We start from the raw sequence: 17,524 nt of genomic DNA, 5'->3' as shown, positions 1-17,524 counted from the left end.
AGCCCGCAAGGGAATACCCACGAGGTCCGCCATGGCAGTTTCCGTTTTCGACCTGTTCAAGATCGGCATCGGGCCGTCGAGCTCGCACACCGTCGGGCCGATGCGCGCCGCGCGCATGTTCGTGCAGCGCCTGCGGCATGAGGGCGTGCTCGAGCGCACGGTGCGCGTGGCCACCGGGCTGTACGGCTCGCTGGGCGCGACCGGCAAGGGCCACGGCTCGGACAAGGCCGTGCTGCTGGGCCTGGCCGGCCATGAGCCGGACACGGTCGACATCGAAAGCATTCCCGGCATCCTCGACGCCATCCGCAACGACAAGCGCATCGCGCTGGGCGGCGACCATGTCGTCGCCTTCGACGAGGCCCGCGACCTCGTCATGTATCGCCGCCAGAGCCTGCCGCTGCACGCCAACGGCATGCGCTGCATTGCCTTCGACGCCGAAGGCAACGAGCTGCAGAACCGCGTCTACTACTCCGTCGGCGGCGGCTTCGTCGTCACCGAGGAAGTCCTGGCCGACGGCGCCAAGCAGAAGCAGATCGCGCCCGACACCACGGTGCTGCCCTACCCGTTCAAGACCGGCGCCGAGCTGCTCGCGCTGACCGAACAGGAAGGCTGCTCGATCGCCGAGATCATGCGCCGCAACGAGCGCCACTGGCGTCCCGACGAGGAGACGCGCGCCGGCCTGCTGAAGATCTGGCGCGTGATGCAGGAATGCGTGCAGCGCGGCTGCCGCACCGAGGGCATCCTGCCCGGCGGCTTCAAGGTGAAGCGGCGCTCGGCGGCGCTGTACCGCGATCTGGTCGCGCATCCCGAAGCCGCGCTGCGTGATCCGCTGCAGGTGATGGACTGGGTCAACCTGTACGCGTTGGCGGTCAATGAAGAGAACGCCGCCGGCGGCCGCGTCGTGACCGCGCCGACCAATGGCGCGGCCGGCATCGTGCCGGCGGTGCTGCACTACTACGCCCGCTTCGTGCATGGCGCCAATGAGGACGGCATCGTCGACTTCCTGCTGACGGCCGCGGCGATCGGCATCCTCTACAAGGAGAACGCGTCGATCTCGGGCGCCGAGGTCGGCTGCCAGGGCGAGGTGGGCGTGGCCTGCTCGATGGCCGCCGGCGCGCTGTGCGCGGTGATGGGCGGCACGCCGGCCCAGGCCGAGAACGCGGCCGAGATCGGCATGGAGCACCACCTGGGCCTGACCTGCGATCCGGTCGGCGGCCTGGTGCAGATCCCCTGCATCGAGCGCAACGCGATCGCCTCGGTCAAGGCCATCAACGCGGCGCGCATGGCGCTGCGCGGCGACGGCACCCACCACGTCAGCCTGGACAAGGTCATCAAGACCATGCGGGAGACCGGCGCCGACATGATGACCAAGTACAAGGAGACCGCCCGCGGCGGCCTCGCGGTCAACATCGTCGAGTGCTGACGCGCCGGCGGCGACGCGTCAGCCGTCGTCGCCGACCGTGAACGACGCCGGGGCCGAGCCGGCGTCGCCGTCGTCCTCCAGGCCCGCGCCGCGGGCGTCCTGCACCGCGCTGAACAGCAGGCCGATGGTCATGGCGAGGCTGCACAGCAACAGCGCGGTCTTGAACAAGCTGGTAGGTTCGGTCCTCGCGGCCTTGGCGTGCTTGGTGATGCTCATGGCGGTCTCCTTTGGATCTGACGCATGGTCCGCCCGTCGATGCCGCCGAGGCAGACGCCGATGACGCATCGCCGGGTCCCGCAATGCCGTCAGCGCGCGTCGGCGATCGACCGACAGCGAGGATGTAGAAATCCGTCAGCCCCGATCGTCGTGAAGCGAAACCCCGTCTGTCTTCACGAAGCCGTCACGGGTCCTGCCACCCCCTCTGAATGGATGCGAATCCGCCATGACTGCTCACCTTGATCCGAAGCGGCGCCGCTGGCTGGCGCTGGGCGTGCTCTGCCTGGGCGTGCTGATGATCGTGCTGGACACGACCATCGTGAATGTCGCCCTGCCCTCGATCCGCGCCGACCTGGGCTTCACCGAGACCTCGCTGGTCTGGGTCGTCAACGCCTACATGCTGACCTTCGGCGGCTTCATGCTGCTGGGAGGCCGGCTGGGCGACCTGTACGGCCACCGGCGCATGTTCCTGGCGGGGCTGGCGCTGTTCACCGCCGCGTCGGCCGCCTGCGGCTTGGCGCACACCCAGGGGCTGCTGATCGCCGCCCGCGCGGTCCAGGGGCTGGGCGGGGCGGTGGTGTCGGCGATTTCGCTGTCGCTGATCATGAACATGTTCACCGAGCCCGCGGAACGGGCCAAGGCCATGGGCGTCTACGGCTTCGTCTGCGCCGGCGGCGGCAGCATCGGCGTGCTGCTGGGCGGCCTGCTGACCAGCACGCTGAGCTGGCATTGGATCTTCCTGGTGAACCTGCCGATCGGCGCGGTGGTGATCGGCCTGTGCCTGTGGCTGATCGAGCGCGCCGGCCCGACGGCGCCCGACGAGACCCTGGACTGGGCCGGCGCCGTGACCGTGACGCTGTCGCTGATGCTGGCGGTCTACGCCGTCGTCAACGGCAACGAGGCCGGCTGGACCTCGCCCCGCACGCTGGGCCTGCTGGGCGTGGCGGCGGTGCTGATGGCGGCCTTCCTGGTGCTGGAGACGAGGGTGGCGCATCCGCTGATGCCGCTGTCGCTGTTCCGGCTGCGCTCGGTGGCGGTGTCCAACGTGATCGGCGTGCTCTGGGCGGCGGCGATGTTCGCGTGGTTCTTCCTGTCGGCGCTCTACATGCAGCTGGTGCTGGGCTACGACGCGATGCACGTGGGCCTGGGTTTCCTGCCGGCCAACCTGATCATGGCGGCCTTCTCGGTCGGCCTGTCGGCGAAGCTGGTGATGAAGCTGGGCCTGCGCAAGCCGCTGTGCGGCGGGCTGCTGCTGGCGGCGCTGGGGCTGGCGCTGTTCGCGCGGGCGCCGGCGGACGGCGGCTTCTGGCTGGACGTGCTGCCCGGCATGCTGCTGCTGGGCCTGGGCGCCGGGGTGGCCTTCAACCCGGTGCTGCTGGCGGCGATGAGCGAGGTCGCGCCGAGCGAATCGGGCCTGGCCTCGGGCATGGTGAACACGTCCTTCATGATGGGCGGTTCGCTGGGGCTGGCGGTGCTGGCCAGCCTGGCGGCGTGGAAGACGGCCGAACTCGGCGCGCTGGGCGCCGCGCTGCCAGCGGCGCTGGCGGGCGGCTACCGCGTCGCCTTCGCGGTCGGCGCGGTCTTCGCGGCCTCGGGCGGGCTGCTGGCCCTGCTGCTGCGCGAGCCCGCGCCGCAGCCGGGCATGGCGGCGCCGGCCGGCCACGCCGGCTGAGGCTCTGCCGCCTCCACCTTGCCTGCGCGCCTACCGATCCTTGCACAGTTGTTCCTGGGTGTCCGGCGGCCCTCCGGAACGGGATGAGAATGCCCCTTCGTGAGGACGGACGAGGAACGTGGCAATGAGCATGAACACCTATCTGAAGGGCCGCCTGCGCAACACCGCCCTGTTGCGCAGCCAGGGACTCATGCCGCTCTACGAGGCCGTGGTCAATGCGATCCAGGCGATCGCCGACTCGGACGATCCCGACGGTGGGGACATTCGCATCGAGGTGCTCCGCACGCCCCAGCAGCAGTTGCTGGAAGACACCCGGCAGCGCCGCGGGGCGCCGCCCCAGGAGCCCATCGTCGGCTTCCGCATCATCGACAACGGCGTCGGGTTCGACGAACGGAACATGTCCTCGTTCGAGACGCTGGACAGCGACTACAAGGCCGCGCTGGGCTGCCGGGGCGTGGGGCGACTGCTGTGGCTGAAGGCCTTCGAAGCGGTCAAGGTGTCCAGCATCTTTCGTTCCAGTGACGGCAGCCTGCGCCAGCGCAATTTCTCGTTCACGCCCGCGCATGGCGTCACCGCGCAGGTGATGACCGACGCTCCTCCCGACGCACAGCCGACAACGATCATTGAACTCTGCGGCTTCGACCAGCCCTATCGCGAGGCTTCACCAAAGACGGCCACCACCATTGCCCAGAACGTCTTCGAGCATTGCCTCTGGTATTTCGTGCGCGAGGGGGGCGCACCGGCCGTCTCGGTCGTGGACGGCGACGAGGTGATCGACTTGCATGAGGTCCACGCCGCCTACATGCTGTCGTCCTCGACCAAGGAGCGAATCACGCTCAAGGGGCAGGAGTTCGAACTGACCCATCTGCGATTGAAGGCCGGCGCGGACCGCCAGCACTTCCTGGCCTGGTGTGCCGCGGGCCGCGTCGTGGAGAAGGAACCCTTGGGCGGTCGGATCTCCGGTCTCCACGGTCGGATCAAGGATCCGGAGGGCGACTTCCACTACGCCTGCTACATCACCTCGGCCTACCTGGATGGCCACGTCCGGCCCGAACGCATCGGCTTCGACCTCGAGGCCATCAGCGATGACCTGTTCTCGGCTACCGAACTCGGGATCGACGACATCCGGGACGCCGTGGTCACCCGCGCCAGCCAGCACCTGCGTGACCACCTTGAAACGAATGCAAAGGCCAGCCGGGACCGCGTGGAGCGCTTCGTCTCCGAGCGGGCACCTCGCTACCGGCCGATCCTCAACCGGATCGAGCCGGCCCGGTTGAGCGTTGATCCCGACATCTCGGACCGCGACCTCGATCTGCTCTTGCACCGTCATCTCGCGGACATCGAAGGCAGCCTGCTCGCGGAAGGCCACGAGATGATGAACCTGGGAGACGCCGAATCACCGGCCCAGTACCAGCTTCGGCTGCAGCGCTATCTCGAGAAGGTCGATGACATCAAGAAATCCGACCTCGCCAACTACGTCTTCCATCGCAAGATCATCCTCGACATCCTGGAGAAGGCCATCAGCGTCGGCGCCGACGGTCGATACGCGCGCGAGGATCTGATCCACGATCTGATCATGCCGATGCGCAAGACCTCCGACGAAGTGTTCTCGGATGGCTCGAACCTCTGGTTGATCGATGAACGACTGGCGTTCCACAACTTTCTCGCATCGGATCGGCCGCTGGCCTCCATGCCGATCACCGGAAGCATCGATGCCAAGGAGCCGGACCTGTGCGCCTTGAATGTCTTCGACCAACCGCTGCTGGTGAACGAAGGTCAGAAGCTGCCGCTGGGATCGATCGTGGTGGTGGAGATCAAGCGCCCGATGAGGAACGACGCTCGCGCCGGAGAGGACAAGGACCCGATCGAGCAAGCGCTCGGTTATCTCGAACGGATTCGCGAAGGCGGTGTCAAGACCGCGCGGGGGCGCCCCATCCCGGGTTCCGACACGATCCCCGGCTTCTGCTACGTCATCGCGGACCTGACTTCAACCGTGCGCCATCGTTGCAAGGTCCTGGGGCTGCGCGAAACCAGCGACAAGCAGGGCTACTTCGGCTTCAACGACAACTTCAGGGCCTACATCGAAGTGATCTCGTTCGACCGACTGCTCAACGCGGCCCGGGAACGCAATCGCGCCTTCTTCGACAGGCTCGGATTGCCAACACCCTGAAGAGCGGGGCGGCCGAGGCCTCACTTGTCCAGCAGCGGCCAGACGTACTTCACCGGCACCGCGTAGCTGATGCCGCTGGGCGCGCTGAGCGCCGATTCGCGGGTGCCCTTGAGGGCCACCATGTTGACCACGCCCACCACCTTGCCGGTGCGGATGTCCAGCAGCGGCCCGCCGCTGTTGCCCGGATAGGCCGTGGCGTCCAGCTGCAGGAACTCCAGCGCGCCTTCCCTCAGCTGGCGCACCGCGCGCTCGGACAGCGCATTGGAACTGGGCGCCGGCAGCGCGGCCCGGGTGATCGCGGCGATGCTGCCGCGATGCGTCGCCATCGTCACGCCCAGCGCGGTGCCGATCGGATACCCCATCAGCGCCACCGCCGCGCCCTCCCGGACCACCGGCCGGTCGCCATCGACCTCCGCCAGCGACAGCACGTCCACCAGCGCGCCCTTGTCGTCGGCCAGCTCCAGGATCGCCAGGTCGCGCGCCGCGTCGCGGCGCAGCAGCTTCACCGCCCGCAGCTGCGGCTGCCCCGACGCATTGCCGGCCGCCGGCACGGTGATCATCAGGTCCTTCTCGACCGGGTTCGGGACCACATGCGCGCAGGTCACGATGCGGCGCCCGTCCCCCACCGCGAAGCCGGTGCCGCGGAAGCCGAAGCGCGGGTTGTCCGTCGCCGCGAAGGTGCCCACCGCCACCACCGCCTGGCGGCTGCGGTCGATCAGGTCCGGCAGGGTGTTGGACATCTCCTGCGCCCGGGCCGTGCCCGTGCCGGCCAGGCCCCAGGCGCCGAGCGCGCCGCCCGCGCCCCAGGCCAGCAGCTCGCGGCGCGCCACGACGCGGGCGCGTCCGGGAGCCCGTGCGGCATCGGTCGCGTTCGGGGGCGTCGTCGAGGGGATCCGGTCGGTACTGCGGGTCATGCGGCAAGGTCCTTCGAGGTGATGCCCATCTCCAGCGTGGAGACGAAGCTGCGCCAGTGGCGGTCGGGTTCGTCGATGCGGAAGCCGTAGAAGCTGCCCTGGTCCGTGTCCTTGCGGCGCACGGCGCGGCAGGTCACATGGGCCGTCTCGCTGTGGCCCAGCTCGATCTCGACCGTGCCGTCCACCTGCAGCGGCAGTTCATGGTCGCACTCGGCCTGGAAGCCGTGGGCCGAGACCTCGATCACGTCGAGGTCGAAGTGGCCCATCTCGCTGTCGTTGGCCGCGCGGATGTCCAGGTGGCCGGGGCAGCGGATCGAGTAGCGCGGGTACTGCCGCAGCGAGCGCCCCAGGTCCTGCCCGCCGCCGCTGAGCATCGGCAGCACCGCGCGGAACTGCGCATCCTCGCGGTACACCGACCACAGCAGCGCCTTCTTGCGGTCGTCCATCTGCGCGAACACCGGCACCACGCGGTTGAAGAAATGGTCCAGCAGCGCCGGCGTCATGACCGGGTCGTTGGTGGTGTGGAAGCGGCGCTCGGGCAAGCGGATGTTGGGCAGCCGGTGGCGGAAGAAGTAGTGGTGCAGGTTCTTCACCGGCTTGCGGCCGCGGTAATGGCGCTCGAACAGCGCATCGGCCTCGTGCAGGTCCAGCGTCGCCCCGACCGCCGGCGCGCCGTTGGCAAAGTCGTACTCCGCCACCGTCTGCTCCTTGAGCCGCCGGAAGAACAGCAGCGCCTCGTACAGCTCGATCTTGTCGGGGTTCACCGCGATCACCAGGTGCCGGGTATCGAAGTACTCGGTGCAGTACTGGTGCATGAACTTCATCAGCGGGAACAGGATCGCGCCGCCGGTCTTGCGGAAAGCCGGCGCCACCGCCAGGGCCGAGATCTCGGCGATCTTGCCGCCCTTGGCCCGCACGCCCTCGAGGTCGAAGACCGACTGCAGCGGGAAGCCGAACACGCCCTCGCGCACCATCGAGATGGTGCCCACCACCACGCCGTCGTACTTGGCGCACAGCGTCGTCGTGGTCGGCAGCGCGTGATAGACGGTCACGCGCAGACCGCTCGGGTCGGGTTTCATGAAGCCGCTGCCGACATAGGCGTCGTGCAGGATGCGGAAGCAGGCGTCGAGTTCCTCCTGCGTGTCCGCCACCTTGAGCTCCAGGCGCTCCGAGGGCGACGGGTCGCAATCCACCATGCGGCGGTAGATCGCGAAGCGCATCGGCTTCGGCAGCGAGGAGAAGATCCGCCGCAGCCCCTGGTGGAACCGCTTGCGAAGACTGGATCGTCGAATCTGGCTCATGACCGTCCCCTCCCCGGGTGCGGTGTCTCCGCCGCCTCTCGGCCCGCGCGGGCGTCCGACCTCGTGGTCGACCGCCTCAGCGGATCGCGGCCTGCAGCTTTCGCACCTCGGCTTGTTGCTCGAAATTCGGTCCCAGGTCCGCCAGGCGCTTGAGTTCCGCCTCGGCATCGCCCTTGTTGCCGCCGGCCACGTACAGCTGCGCCAGGCGCAGGCGGTACGCGGGCACCGACGGCGCCTGCTTCACGGCTTCCTTCTGCACCTCGACGGCCTTGGCGTTCTGGCCCTTGGCGGCGAGGGCCTCCGCCAGCGTGTCCATGTAAGGCGGCACGTTGGGGCGGAGCTTGTTCGCTTGCTCGGCAAATTTCAAGCCCTCGTCCGCCTTGCCGGCCCGCAGGCGCAGCCAGGCGATGTTGTTGGCCGCCGCCGCGTTCATCGGATTGGCGGCCAGCACCGCCTGATAGCGCTGCTCCGCCTCGGGATAGCGGCCGCTGTTGAGCGCCACGTCGCCCAGGTGGTACTGGAACAGCTCGTCGGTCTTGTACTTGGCCAGGTAGGCGGCGGCGTAACGCTCGGCCTCGTCCTTGCGGCCGGACTCGATCAGCGTGCTGTGCAGCACGATCGCCAGCTCGGTGTTGGCGGTGGTGGCGCCGGCCTCGGCGGCCAGCTGGTCGGCCTTGCGGTAGGCGGTCACCGCGGCGGGGAAATCGCGCCGGCTGCGCGCCACGTCGCCCTCGAGCTTCCAGCCCAGGCCGAACTTGGGCTGCGCCTGCTGCAGGCCCTTGACCGCGACGAGCGCCAGGTCCGGGCGGCCCATCTGCAGGGCCTTCTCGACCACCTTGCGCGCCAGCTCGGCGTCGCCCGGGCCGATCGCCTGGGCCCGCTTGAGCGCCGCGGCCGCGGCCTCCTTGTCGCCGGCCAGCAGGTGCAGGTCGGCCAGGCGCAGCGGTCCCAGCGGCGAGCGCGGCTGCAGCGTCGCGACCTTGTTGAAGCTGCTGATGGCCTGCTGGCGGTCGCCGGTGGCGGCCTGCACCTGGCCCAGCAGGTCGATCAGCGCCGGGTTGTCCGGGCTGGCGGTGACGCCTTCCTGGGCCAGCGACAGCGCGGTCTTGAAGTCCTTCTGCTCCATCAGCAGGCCGACCGCCGCCTGGCGCGGCGTCGGGTCGTCCGGATGCTGCCGGGCGAGCTCGGTCAGGCGCTTGATCGCCACGTCCTTCTCGACCAGCTTGTGCGCCAGCTTCAGCCCCATGGTCGCCATCTCGGCGCGCAGGTTCTTCGGATCGGCCTTGAGCACCACCTCGTAGCGCTTGACGGCGTCCTCGGCCTTGCGGTCCTGCAGGTCCATGGTGGACAGGCTGTTGGCCGCAGTCATCGAGGTGGGCTCGCGCCGGACCGCCTCGTCGAAGGCGGCGCGCGCGCCGGCGCGGTCGCCGCGCAGCAGCGCCATGCGGCCGTGCAGCTCGGGCGCGGTCGAGGACTTGGGATCCTTCTTCTCCAGCGCGGCGATCGCCTGCGTCGCGGCCTCGTAGTCCTTCTTGCGCGCCAGCACGCTGATCAGCGCGATGTCGGCGGAGGTGCCCTTGTCCTCGGCCGAGAGCTTGCGCAGCGCGGCCACGCCGGCAGCTTCCTGGCCCTTCTGGATCTGGCCCAGCGCCAGGCCGACACGGCTGCGCACGTCGTTCGGATTGACCTCGGCGGCGCGGGCGAGGAAGCGCTCGGCCTCGGCGCCCTGCCCCTGCTTGAGGCGGATCTCGGCGGCCAGCGCCAGCACCTCGGCCGACGGCGCCTTGCCGTCGAGCGCCGGTTGCAGCGTCGTCATCGCCTGCTCGGCGTCGCCGCCGCGCAGCTGCAGCTGGGCCAGCGCGACGCGGGCCGACTGCGCCTCGGGCGAGGCCTGGATCAGCTTGCCGTAGTTCGCCTCGGCCTGGCGCAGGTCGCCGTTGGCCTGCGCGACGCGACCGGCCAGGAACAGCGCGCGCTCGTTGTTCGGCGCGACCTTCAGCAGCGCCTGCGCCAGCGCGGTCGCCTCCTTCACCTGGCCCGCATCCATCGCGAAGACGGCCGCGTAGTAGAAGGTCTGCGCATGCTGCGGCGCGGCCGCCTTCATCGCGGCCACCGCGTCCTTGGCCCCGGCCTTGTCGCCGGTGCGCATCAGCTGATTGATCAGGCCGGCATGGGCGCCGACCAGCTTCTTGTCGAACTCCAGCGCCTTGCGGAAGCTGGCGATCGATTCGGCCGCCGGCGCGTCGGCCAGCACCTGCAGCTCGCCCTTGAGCTGCCAGGCCTCGGCCGCCTGCGGCGACTTGGCCAGCACGCGCTCGACCTCCTCGCGCGCCTCGGGCAGCTTGCCCTCGCTGGTGAGCAGCCGCACGTTGACCAGCCGCACCGCCACGCTGTCGGGCGCCGCGCGCACGGCGGCATCGGCGGCCTTGCGGGCCTCGGCCAGCTTCTGCCGGGCGACGTAGGCGCCGACCAGCGTGGTCTGCAGGTCGGCCTCGTCGGCGGCGGTCTGCAGGTGACGGCTGCCGTACTGGCCGATCAGCTCGTCGACCTTGCCCTGCATCAGCAGCAGCCGGGCCTGCAGCGCGATCAGCGCGTCGCCGCCGAAGCCCTGCGAGCGCGCCTTCTCCGCCTCGATCGCGGCGCCGGCGACGTCGCCGCTGTCCAGCAGCGCCTTGGCCAGCAGGTAGCGGGCCTCCGCCAGCGACCCGTCCTTCTGCAGCGCGTTCTTGAGCTGGATGATCGCGGCCTTGTGGTCCTTCTTCTCCAGGTGCGTCTTGGCGGAATTCACCAGGTCCTGCGCGGATTCGCCGAGGCAGGCCGACAGCAGCAGCGCCGAACCCAGCGCCAGCGCGGTCGCGCCGCGCTGCAGGGCCCGCGGCAGGCCGGCCTGCGCGATGCGGGGAGAGCCAGGGATGGAAGCGGTCGGTGGGCGGTGCGCGGGCTTGCGGGACATGCGTGTCTCTTTCGCTGTCGGTGGGTGTCGGAGGATCGGTGCGGTGCTCAGGCCTTCATGCCTTCATGGCTTCATGCTTTCACGCCGAGACGGGACATCAGGTCGTACAGAGTCGGCCGGCTGACCCCCAGCAGGTCGGCGGCCTTGGCGATGTTGCCGTCGGTGCGGGCCAGCGCGGCCACGACAGCCTGGCGCTCGGCGCGCTCGCGCACGGCGCGCAGGTCGAGTTCGGGCTCCTCGGCGGCGGCCTCGCCGCCGGCGGGCAGCGGCAGGTTGAGGTCGTCGGCGGTGATGCGGTCGCCGTCGGCCATGATGGACGCGCGCTTCATCACGTTCTGCAGCTCGCGCACGTTGCCCGGCCAGCGGTGGCCCTCGACGGCGCGGATCGCGTCGTCGGCCAGGCGCAGGATGGGGCGGCGCTGCTCCGACGAGAAGCGGCGCAGGAAGGCATGGCTGAGCAGCACCGCGTCGCCGACGCGATCGCGCAGCGGCGGGATGTCGACGACGATCTCGGCCAGGCGGTAGAACAAGTCCTCTCGGAACAGGCCCTGCGCGATCTTGGCCTTCAGGTCCTGGTGCGTCGCGCCGACGATGCGCACGTCCACCGGAATCTCCTGGCGCCCGCCCAGCCGCTCGATGCTGCGCTCCTGCAGGAAGCGCAGCAGCTTGGCCTGCAGCGGCATCGGCAGGTCGCCGATCTCGTCCAGCATCAGCGTGCCGCCATGCGCGGTCTCGATCTTGCCGACGGTGGTCTTGGTCGCGCCGGTGAAGGCGCCGCGCTCGTAGCCGAACAGCTCGCTCTCGAGCAGCGCCTCGGGGATGGCCGCGCAGTTGATCGCGACGAAGCGGCCCTTGCGCTTGGACGCATCGTGCAGCGATTGCGCCAGCACCTCCTTGCCGGTGCCGCTCTCGCCCAGCAGCAGCACGGTGGCGTCGCTGCCGGCCACGCGCTCGACAGTGCGGCAGATGCGCTGCATCTGCGGGTCGCGCGTCAGCAGGCGGCCGGTGGGCTCGCCGTCCTGCTGCGTCAGCAGGCGCTGGTTCTCCTGCTGCAGCTCGTGCAGGCGCATCGCGCGCTCGACGGTCAGCACCAGCACGTCGGGATCGACCGGCTTGGCCAGGAAGTCGTAGGCGCCCATGCGGATGGCCCGCAGCGCGTTGCTCTGGTCGTTCTGGCCGGTGAGCACGATGACCTTGGTGCCGGGCTCCAGCTCGATCAGCTTCTCGAGCAGGCGGAAGCCCTCGGAGGTCGAGTCCTGGTCCGGCGGCAGGCCCAGGTCCATCGTGACCACCGGGGGTTTGTGGCGGCGGAACTGCAGCACGGCGCTGGCGACGTCGTCGGCCGTGACCGACTCGAAGCGGTCCATCGACCACTTGAGCTGCTTCTGCAGCGCGAGGTCGTCCTCGACGATGAGCAGCGAAGGGGGCTGGGCGCTCATGCGCGTTCCCTCCGCCGCGCGGGGCCTTGCGGGAGGGAGGCGGCGGGGCCGGCGATCGGCGCTGCGGCGGGGCTCATCGCGCCTCCACCAGGCCGGCGTCGCTGCCCGACTGGGCGAAAAACAGCGGCAGCAAGATGGTGACCTTGGTGCCTCGTCCGGGCGCGCTTTCCACGTTGATCTTCCCCCCTAGTTCCTGCAGGTACTGGTAGCTCTCGTAGGCGCCGATGCCCATGCCCGCCGCCTTCGTCGTCTGGAACGGCTTGAACAGCCGTTGATCGATGAACTCCTGCGACATGCCGCAGCCAGTATCTTCCACTTCCACCTGCGCGTGGCTGCCCACGCGCTGCAGCCGCAGCGTGACGCGGCCGTCGATCGGCGTCGCGTCCAGCGCGTTCTGCACCACGTGGCCGAGCACGCGCTCGATCCGTTCCTCATGGCCGCGCGCGCTGACCTCGTCGCGCAGTTCCAGTTCCAGGCCGCGGCCCTTGCCGACCGCCGCCGCGGCCAGACGCCGCGCAATCGCCGTCAGCGCCACGCCGCCGGCGCTGCCGTGATGCGGCTTGTCGCCCTCGCGCAGCTGCAGCATCAGCTGGCGCATCTTGTCCAGCGAGTTCTCCACCGTGTCCAGCATGTCCTGCTGGAACTCCGGGTTGTCGCGCAGCCGCTTGGCGTTCTTCATCATCAGCGACAGCTGCGTGACGATGTTCTTGAGGTCGTGCACGACGAAGGCCGACATGCGGTTGAACGCCTCGAACTTGCGCGCCTCCAGCAGCGCCTCGGCCGCCTGCATCTGCGCCAGGTAACTGGCGGCCTGCTGGGCGGCGGTGCGCAGCAGGTCGCGCACTTCCCAGTTCAGCTCCAGCCGCGTGCGCGGCTGCCCCAGGATCACCCAGCCGGTCAGCGTGCCCGCGTTGATCAGCGGCACCAGCAGCCAGTGGCGCGCATCGCCGGCCAGCGCGGCCGGCAGCGGCGCGTGCTCGTAGGCGCCGGGGTCGCGGCGCCATTCGTCCAGGTCGACGATCCAGGCGCGCTCCTGCAGCAGGTGCAGCAGCGCGGCGTCGGCGGCCAGCGGCTGGCGGTCGTCGTTGAGGTTCCAGCGCGCGGCCTGCTGGTACTCGCCGTCGGCGCCGGCCGCGGGCGCGCGGCGCAGCCACAGCGCGCCCGAGGGGCTCTCGACCAGGTGCGCCAGCCCGCGGATCACCGACTCGCCCAGCTCCGCCGGCGAGGCGCTGGCCGACAGCATCGCGGTGAAGCGCAGCCACTCCTGGCGATAGTCGTAGCGGTAGCTGAAGAAATGCTTGCTGATGTAGACGCGCAGCTTGGCGCGCAGCGAGCCCGACAGGCCCATCGTCAGCAGCGCCAGCACGCCCACTGCGAGCAGCACCTGCTGCAGCGCGCGGCCCCACTCGCCGCCGGTGTAGCGCACGTAGTAGCCGATGCCCGAGACGCCCAGCAGGTAGACGCCCACGATCAGCAGCGTGGCCGAATGGAAGGCCGCGGTGCGCGAGACATGGAGCTTGTCCAGCCACTTCTTGTGGCGCCGGCTGGCCAGCCACAGCAGCGGCACGGCCAGGCTGTGCACGGCGGCGCGCACGCTCAGCGCGTCGCCGTCGAACTGCTGGAAGAGCGAGGCCTGCGAGAACACGAACACGTCGAACGCGAAGACCGCGCCCAGGCCCAGGCAGACCGGCTTGGCATTCCAGCGCGCGTCGCTGTGGATGTTGCGCAGCATCTGCTCGAGCAGCACCAGGCCGAAGACGCCCAAACCCAGCCAGGCCATCGTCATCGGACGCTGCATCTGGGCCAGCGGCGCGTCGCCCCAGTAGCGCCACAGCGGCAGCGCGACCGCGGCCGCCACGCCGGCCCAGGCCAGCCACTGCAGCGGCCGCGCGACGCCGGCGCTGCGCGCCTGGCCGTCGTCACCGCGCGATTCGATCAGCGCCAGGATGAAGGAGAACCACGCGCCGTAGCGCAGCGCGTCGCAGATGGGCAGCAGCACCAGCGCGGGCCACTGGTGGGACCCGAGCCAGCCCTGCTCGACCGCCGCGTCCAGCCCCGCCCAGACGGCGCTGAGGAGCAGCGCGGCCTCGAGCCGCAGCGCGCGGCGCCGGTGCTGGCCGAACTGCGGCAGCACCACGACCGCCAGGGCCAGGTGCGCCAATACCGCGACGATCCCGGACGCGGTGCCGAGGTTCAGGGTGTCTGCCCACATGGATCAGGGTCCCGGCGCGCGGGCCGCGTTCCGAGGCGGGCGCGGGAACGGGACGCCGGGAGCGGGTCGCTCCGCCGTCGCGCTCAGCGCGCCCCCCGGCCCGTCAGGACCACCGCCACCGTCTCCAGCATGATCAGCAGATCGAGGAACAGCGTGTGGTTCTTGACGTAGTACAGGTCGTACTGGAGCTTCTCCAGCGAGTCCTCGATGGTGGAGCCGTATTCGTAGCGCACCTGCGCCCAGCCGGTCACGCCCGGCTTCACGCTGTGGCGCACCGCGTAGTACGGAATCTGCGCGACCAGCTCGTCGACGAAGAAGGGCCGCTCGGGACGCGGGCCCACCATGCTCATCTGGCCGCGCAGCACGTTGATCAGCTGCGGCAGTTCGTCGATGCGGACCTTGCGGATGAAGTTGCCGACGCGGGTCACGCGGGCATCGTTCTTGGTCGCCCACTGGGGGCGGCCGTCCTTCTCGGCGTCGTTGCGCATGCTGCGGAACTTGATCACCTTGAAGGTGGCGCCGTTCAGGCCCACACGTTCCTGCGTGTAGAAGATGCTGCCGGGCGATTCCAGCTTGATGAGCAGCGCGGTGACCGCCATGATCGGCGCGGTCGCCACCAGCAGCACCAGCGAGGACACCAGGTCGAAGGCGCGCTTGACGGCGCTGCGCAGCACGCCCTGGTTGAAGCCGTCGCCGAAGATCAGCCAGCCGGCGTGGACGTGGCTGATCTTGATCTGCGCCAGCGTCTTCTCGAAGTAGGTGGCCAGGTCCACGACGCGGATGCCGTAGAGCTTGCAGTCCAGCAGCTGGCGCAGCGGCATGGAGCCGCCGCGGCGCTCGGACAGCGCCACGACGATCTCGTCCACGCCCAGGCGCATCGCGGCGTCGGTCAGGGTCTCGCCGGCGGCCAGCAGCTGGTGGGCGGGCACCTGCGGATCGACCTCGTTGGGGCCCGTCAGGAAACCGACGATCTGCGCATGCGGATCGGCGGCGCGCAGGCTCTCGCTGACGGCCACCGCGGCGTGGCCGCTGCCGAAGATCAGGATCTTGGTCCGGCCCGCGCCCTGCACGCCGGAATGCGCCGCGTAGACGCGGTGCACCATCACCAGCGCGACGGCCAGCATGGCGGTCGTGGTCAGCAGGTCGCGGTGGGAGACGGTGGCGGGGATCAGGCTGAACAGGCCGTAGGCCAGTGGCAGGCCGATCAGCAGCGCGAACAGCGCGCGGGCGCAGGACTGCGTCAGCGAGCGCTTGTGGGATTGGGAATAGAGGCCGGACGCGGAGTTGATGACGAACATGCCGCCGGCCAGTGACAGGCCATAGGACGCCGCGAAGCTCATCATGTGCTCGCCGCTGCCGTGGCTCAGCGCGACCGCGAACACCGCCGCGATGATCAGGCCCAGGTCGAACAGCACCTGGATCAGGGTACGACGATGGAGGTAGTGGTTAAAAATTCGAATCATGCCCGTCCCCAAAGCTGGTCACGGCATCCTCTTGGGACGCTGTCGCCGACCCGGGTGAACCTCTCTGGACCGCTCGTCGCGAACGCCTCCCCCAGAGGAGGACCCTGTTCGCTGCGGGGGGCATCATGCCTGCGCCCCCCAGGCTTGAAAGCCCCCTGTTTGCAGGGGCGTCCGCCTTGCAATCCGACCCGGTTGAACCCGTCTCCCGTCGACCGCCGCCGGATCCCCGAATCGATCCCTCGGCACGCTGACGGAGGCCATTGTCGGTAGCGCCTCGGAGGCGCAAACCCCCTGACTGAATGCTTTGGGGGGCTCTCGTGCGGGAATGCACGCGAGTGAGGGGGTGATCCCTCGATCAGGGGACACCTGCATGTCGCCCTGCCGCCGCGCCCCGGAGAGGGCACCGCGTGCCATCCCGGCACGCCATGAAAAACGCCCACCGAAGTGGGCGTCCTTCAACCTTGCAGCGCTTGGAGGATCAGCGCACCACGGCGATCTGCTCGCGGTTGCCGCCCTTGTAGGTGTACAGGGTCAGCGCGCCGTTCTTGATGTCGCCCTTGGCGTCGAAGGCGATCGTGCCGGTCACGCCCTTGTAGTCCGAGGTCTTGGCCAGCACGGGCAGGTAGACCTTGGGGTCGGCGGACTTGGCCTTGACCATGGCGTCGACCATCACGTTGACCGCGTCATAGACGTACGGAGCGTAGATCTGGACGTCGACCTTGTACTTGTCCTTGAACTTGGTCTTGAAGGCGTCCAGCGACTTCTTCGATTCGCCTTCCACGCCGCCCGCTTCCGCGCAGACGACCTGGCTGTCGCTGATGGTGCCGGCGGACAGCTTGGGCAGTTCGGCCGTGCAGATGCCGTCGCCGCCCATGAACTTGGCTTCGATGCCCAGCTGCTTCATCTGGCGCAGCATCGGGCCGGCCACGGCGTCCATGCCGCCGAAGAAGACGACGTCGGGCTTCTTGCCCTTCAGGGAGGTCAGGATGGCGGTGAAGTCCGTGGCCTTGTCGTTGGTGAATTCACGGCCGACGACCTTGCCGCCGGCGGCCTTGACGCCCTTCTCGAATTCGTCGGCGACGCCCTGGCCGTAGGCGGTGCGGTCGTCGATGACGGCGATGGACTTGCCCTTGAGCGTGGTCACCGCGTACTTGCCCAGCGTGCCGCCCAGGTGCACGTCGTCAGCCACGACGCGGAACGCGGTCTTGTAGCCGTTGCGGGTGTACTTGGGGTTGGTCGCCGACGGCGAGATCTGCGGGATGCCGGCGTCGCTGTAGATCTTGGACGCGGGGATGGTCGTGCCCGAGTTCAGGTGGCCGACCACGCCGTTGACCTTGGAGTCCACCAGCTTCTGGGCGGCGGCGGTGCCTTGCTTGGGATCGCCGGCGTCGTCTTCGGCCAGCAGTTCGAACTTGACCTTCTTGCCGCCGATCGTCACGCCCTTGGCGTTCAGCTCGTCGATGGCCATCTTGGCGCCCAGTTCGTTGTCCTTGCCCAGGTGCGCGATCGCGCCGCTGGTCGGACCCACGTGGCCGATCTTGACCACCGCATCCTGCGCCATCGCGGCGCCGCTCGCGGCAATGGCGATTGCGCCCACGATCACATTCAGCTTGGATTGCATCTAGGAACCTCCGACTCGGGATATGTGGAATGACGTTGAGTTCTCAACGCGAGCGACCATACCCCGAAAGGCGGAGCCGTTTCCATAGTGAAAATGCTGTGAACGCGGTCACGGCGCAGGCGTTGTCGCGCCCCTGTCAC

General features: G+C 69.3%; 11 protein-coding genes. 3 read left to right on the top strand and 8 right to left on the bottom strand.

Going from position 1 to position 17,524, the window contains the following annotated elements; translation table 11 throughout:
• Nucleotides 1-31 precede the first annotated feature (31 nt).
• Nucleotides 32-1,423, top strand: a complete 1,392-nt coding sequence (locus FHT37_RS03500; RefSeq protein ID WP_183478894.1) for an L-serine ammonia-lyase — start codon at nucleotides 32-34, stop codon at nucleotides 1,421-1,423.
• An 18-nt stretch (nucleotides 1,424-1,441) separates the two neighbouring features.
• Here FHT37_RS03500 and FHT37_RS03495 read toward each other — a convergent pair whose 3' ends face one another.
• Nucleotides 1,442-1,639: a hypothetical protein gene (locus FHT37_RS03495; protein WP_183478892.1), complete on the bottom strand. Its 198-nt coding sequence runs from the start codon at nucleotides 1,637-1,639 to the stop codon at nucleotides 1,442-1,444.
• A gap of 226 nt (nucleotides 1,640-1,865) precedes the next feature.
• Between FHT37_RS03495 and FHT37_RS03490 the strand changes: the two genes are divergently transcribed.
• Nucleotides 1,866-3,311 carry a DHA2 family efflux MFS transporter permease subunit gene (locus FHT37_RS03490; protein WP_183478890.1) on the top strand — a complete coding sequence of 482 codons (1,446 nt, stop codon included), beginning with the start codon at nucleotides 1,866-1,868 and terminating at the stop codon, nucleotides 3,309-3,311.
• A gap of 130 nt (nucleotides 3,312-3,441) precedes the next feature.
• A complete protein-coding gene (locus tag FHT37_RS03485; protein ID WP_255489480.1) occupies nucleotides 3,442-5,481 on the top strand; it encodes an ATP-binding protein in 2,040 nt (679 codons plus the stop codon).
• Nucleotides 5,482-5,501: 20 nt separating this feature from the next.
• On the opposite strand, the gene FHT37_RS03480 is transcribed toward FHT37_RS03485, so the two are convergent.
• The 7 genes from FHT37_RS03480 to FHT37_RS03450 form a co-directional block, all read right to left on the bottom strand.
• Nucleotides 5,502-6,395: a serine protease gene (locus FHT37_RS03480; RefSeq protein WP_091724022.1), complete on the bottom strand. Its 894-nt coding sequence runs from the start codon at nucleotides 6,393-6,395 to the stop codon at nucleotides 5,502-5,504.
• Nucleotides 6,392-7,696, bottom strand: a complete 1,305-nt coding sequence (locus FHT37_RS03475) for a GNAT family N-acetyltransferase (RefSeq protein ID WP_183478885.1) — start codon at nucleotides 7,694-7,696, stop codon at nucleotides 6,392-6,394. The genes FHT37_RS03480 and FHT37_RS03475 overlap by 4 nt, the downstream gene beginning before the upstream one ends.
• A gap of 76 nt (nucleotides 7,697-7,772) precedes the next feature.
• Nucleotides 7,773-10,649, bottom strand: coding sequence for an XrtA/PEP-CTERM system TPR-repeat protein PrsT (prsT, locus tag FHT37_RS03470; protein ID WP_183478883.1), 2,877 nt, complete (start codon nucleotides 10,647-10,649; stop codon nucleotides 7,773-7,775).
• Between the two features lie 71 nt (nucleotides 10,650-10,720).
• Nucleotides 10,721-12,088, bottom strand: a complete 1,368-nt coding sequence (prsR, locus tag FHT37_RS03465; protein WP_183478881.1) for a PEP-CTERM-box response regulator transcription factor — start codon at nucleotides 12,086-12,088, stop codon at nucleotides 10,721-10,723.
• A gap of 73 nt (nucleotides 12,089-12,161) precedes the next feature.
• A complete protein-coding gene (gene prsK, locus FHT37_RS03460) occupies nucleotides 12,162-14,300 on the bottom strand; it encodes an XrtA/PEP-CTERM system histidine kinase PrsK (protein WP_091724012.1) in 2,139 nt (712 codons plus the stop codon).
• Nucleotides 14,301-14,383: 83 nt separating this feature from the next.
• Nucleotides 14,384-15,763 carry a TIGR03013 family XrtA/PEP-CTERM system glycosyltransferase gene (locus tag FHT37_RS03455; RefSeq protein WP_183478879.1) on the bottom strand — a complete coding sequence of 460 codons (1,380 nt, stop codon included), beginning with the start codon at nucleotides 15,761-15,763 and terminating at the stop codon, nucleotides 14,384-14,386.
• 478 nt (nucleotides 15,764-16,241) lie between these two features.
• Complete coding sequence (locus FHT37_RS03450; RefSeq protein ID WP_147241890.1) at nucleotides 16,242-17,384, bottom strand: branched-chain amino acid ABC transporter substrate-binding protein; 1,143 nt, start codon at nucleotides 17,382-17,384, stop codon at nucleotides 16,242-16,244.
• Nucleotides 17,385-17,524: the final 140 nt, after the last annotated feature.

The organism is Mitsuaria sp. BK037 (assembly GCF_014193045.1).
Classification (GTDB): domain Bacteria; phylum Pseudomonadota; class Gammaproteobacteria; order Burkholderiales; family Burkholderiaceae_C; genus Roseateles.
This window is presented reverse-complemented; position numbering and strand designations above follow the sequence as displayed.

Excerpts from the sequence above, each read along its gene's own strand:
- FHT37_RS03500 (WP_183478894.1), top strand. The coding sequence starts at position 32 with ATGGCAGTTTCCGTTTTCGACCTGTTCAAGATCGGCATCGGGCCGTCG.
- FHT37_RS03495 (WP_183478892.1), bottom strand. The coding sequence starts at position 1,639 with ATGAGCATCACCAAGCACGCCAAGGCCGCGAGGACCGAACCTACCAGC.
- FHT37_RS03490 (WP_183478890.1), top strand. The coding sequence starts at position 1,866 with ATGACTGCTCACCTTGATCCGAAGCGGCGCCGCTGGCTGGCGCTGGGC.
- FHT37_RS03485 (WP_255489480.1), top strand. The coding sequence starts at position 3,442 with ATGAACACCTATCTGAAGGGCCGCCTGCGCAACACCGCCCTGTTGCGC.
- FHT37_RS03480 (WP_091724022.1), bottom strand. The coding sequence starts at position 6,395 with ATGACCCGCAGTACCGACCGGATCCCCTCGACGACGCCCCCGAACGCG.
- FHT37_RS03475 (WP_183478885.1), bottom strand. The coding sequence starts at position 7,696 with ATGAGCCAGATTCGACGATCCAGTCTTCGCAAGCGGTTCCACCAGGGG.
- prsT (WP_183478883.1), bottom strand. The coding sequence starts at position 10,649 with ATGTCCCGCAAGCCCGCGCACCGCCCACCGACCGCTTCCATCCCTGGC.
- prsR (WP_183478881.1), bottom strand. The coding sequence starts at position 12,088 with ATGAGCGCCCAGCCCCCTTCGCTGCTCATCGTCGAGGACGACCTCGCG.
- prsK (WP_091724012.1), bottom strand. The coding sequence starts at position 14,300 with ATGTGGGCAGACACCCTGAACCTCGGCACCGCGTCCGGGATCGTCGCG.
- FHT37_RS03455 (WP_183478879.1), bottom strand. The coding sequence starts at position 15,763 with ATGATTCGAATTTTTAACCACTACCTCCATCGTCGTACCCTGATCCAG.
- FHT37_RS03450 (WP_147241890.1), bottom strand. The coding sequence starts at position 17,384 with ATGCAATCCAAGCTGAATGTGATCGTGGGCGCAATCGCCATTGCCGCG.